Source organism: Acinetobacter sp. YH16053 (assembly GCF_013417035.1).
Taxonomy (GTDB): domain Bacteria; phylum Pseudomonadota; class Gammaproteobacteria; order Pseudomonadales; family Moraxellaceae; genus Acinetobacter; species Acinetobacter towneri.
In genome coordinates this window covers 1-1,820 of record NZ_VPEP01000101.1, presented here as the reverse complement: position 1 = coordinate 1,820, position 1,820 = coordinate 1, and the positions used below count along the sequence as shown (strand labels likewise).

The 1,820-nt window shown below is 39.8% G+C and carries 1 protein-coding gene, 1 pseudogene and 1 other annotated feature; of the genes and pseudogenes, one reads left to right on the top strand and one right to left on the bottom strand.

Annotation, left to right across the window (positions count from 1 at the left end):
* Positions 1-821, bottom strand: a pseudogene (locus FTV43_RS15275) (IS3 family transposase); the annotation flags it as partial.
* Positions 416-532: a sequence feature (AL1L pseudoknot), on the bottom strand. Its footprint overlaps the pseudogene before it by 117 nt.
* Between FTV43_RS15275 and FTV43_RS15270 the strand changes: the two are divergent.
* On the top strand, positions 774-1,190 hold the full coding sequence (locus tag FTV43_RS15270) for a hypothetical protein (RefSeq protein ID WP_163169825.1): 417 nt from the start codon (positions 774-776) through the stop codon (positions 1,188-1,190). The pseudogene FTV43_RS15275 and the gene FTV43_RS15270 sit on opposite strands and share 48 nt — an antisense overlap.
* Positions 1,191-1,820 lie beyond the last annotated feature (630 nt).

The window sequence follows — 1,820 nt, the reverse complement described above, 5'->3', positions numbered from 1 at the left end:
ATCCAACAATTGCTCGTGAGAACACATCAATAATAAATGCAGTATAAACCCAGCCTGAATTTGTTTGAATATACGTAAAGTCACTCACCCACAGTTGGTCAGGATGATCAGCAGTAAAATTACGTTTTACCAAGTCATCCGCTCGTTTTTGATCATCTCGGCTACGGGTGGTTTGTTTGTTCTTACCACGCCAAACACCTTTTATACCTAGCTTTTGCATTAATCGAGCAACAGTACAGCGCGCAATAATATAGCCTTCACGTTTCAGTTTTTGCCAGACTTTACGTACACCATACCGACCTGAACTTTCCTTCCAAATTCGTTTAATCTCCTCAGCATGATGCAAGTCATGTAAATCTCGCTTTGCTCGATGTTCTGGATTTTCACAGAGATCTAGAGTCCGGTAATAGGTTGAAGGTGCGATCGGTAAAATTCTACAAATCGCCTCGACTCCGTACAGCTCTTTATTATTATGGATAAAATCCACCATTATTTGTGTGGGCGGTCGAGCTCCGCCTGGGCGAAAAAAGCGGCTGCTTTACGTAGAATTTCATTGGCGCGTTGCAGTTCTTTATTTTCGCGTTCGAGTTGTTTGATACGTTCTTGGTCTGAAAGCTGCTGTACTTTAACTGGATTTTGTTTATCTAAATATTTTTGATACCAAACACGTAGTGTTTCAGGAGTACAACCCTTGCGCAGTATACTGCTCAGGGAGCAATAGCGGTGATCGCAGCCCAATTCGATGGATAATCTTTCTCGGATTCAATCAATAATTGAACCGCTCTTTCTCTGATTTCAGGGGTATATTTTACTTTTTTCATCGGGACATTCTCTCAGAAAGCTTGGTCTCCGACAAACCCGGTACGGTTCAAGGTGAGATTTCTAAAATATATGTAGACAAAAATTCAATCAAAACAGCACCAAATAATAATGATATTAGATATTTTTCTATAAAAGAAGTTCACTCAAATCCTAAAAATAATGTAGTGAAAAATAATTTAGCGATTGAATGTTCACAAGGTCTTTTCTTGAGCCCATTTACTAATCAATGGGAACCTATTTTTCAAAGAGGCTATATTATTGGTACTCTAAAAACCTATGAATATTATAGCTATACAACTGTTTGCGATGATGTCAGAGGAAAATATTCTAATAACATTATTATTAATACAAACAGAATTGGATTTTAATAATAGCCTAAGCAGAACAAGCTTCTCAAAAGCTCTTCTATAAAAATATAAAAACCTATAAAAGCAAAAGCACATGCTCTCAACTTCTCAACTCGTTACCCAAGCGTCGCACTTCGTGCTTTGGCTTTGGTGAACGGTTGAGAGAGTTTCGGCAATACTCTCCCTAAAGGCGGTCATTTAAAAAAATGACACATCCTTTAAGTATTGCCGATTTACCGCATATTCTTTTGGCTTCGGAGCCACGTATATCGGTCGTATCCGCACATAGCTTTGCAGACTATGCAGACAAGGACTAAAGGTCTTGCACCTTCTCCCACGCGCTCCCTGTCGAAGTATGGCGGTATCTCTGCGAGGGTTTCCCCAACATGCAACTTAACCAACCTATACAGCTACTCTTAACGCTCCGCTTTTGTGAGATTCCCCTGTAGCGGTTTAGCCTTTCGACTATCGCTACGTTGCACCAGTGACACTTATTCCCTCCACATGCAACGCATGCCAATCCCTAAAACGGACACGCAGAAGCAGGCAAAGCTCGATCTATGATGCTTATTTGATGATTTAAAACACGGATTAACGAAGACTTATCATTTTGAGACTTGATCTAAACACTGTTTATTGTGAAAATAGAGT